General features: G+C 72.2%; 1 protein-coding gene. It reads left to right on the top strand.

The genetic code is table 11. The features are described from left to right. Positions 1-32: 32 nt before the first annotated feature. Positions 33-399 (top strand): hypothetical protein (locus AC30CM_RS27285; protein WP_490120019.1); only part of this gene is annotated, 367 nt, incomplete at its 3' end.

Below are 399 nucleotides of genomic sequence, written 5' to 3'. Positions count from 1 at the left end.
CGGCCGGCAGGTCGCCCCACCAGCCAGCGAGCTTGCGATACGCGTCTCTGGGGTCGAGCTTGCCGGCCGACGTCCCGGTGCCGCTGGTGCCGATGACGTCACGGGACTGGAACGACGCCGGCCTGGCCCTGCTCGGCAGCCTGGCCCGGATCGCCTGGACGCGACGTCGCCTGCCGGCCTTCCTGCGCGGCCACCAGCCCCGCTGCGCCGAACTGATCTCCGCGGTCGAATCCTGCGCCACTACCGGAGAGCTGCGGCAGCTGTGGCACGACGCCTTGCTCGACTTCTCCATCGGCTCCTTCTGGGCGGTGATCGCCGCCGGCTCGGACTCCCCCGCGCTCCTGGAGGCCGAGCTCCGTCAACAGCTCGGTGCGGACGACGCCTCGGCGCTGATGTCGA

Source organism: Mycobacterium sp. DHQP2018-32-09, assembly GCF_058148405.1.
Note: the sequence above shows the minus strand (reverse complement) of the source record. Positions and strands in the feature narration are given on the sequence as shown.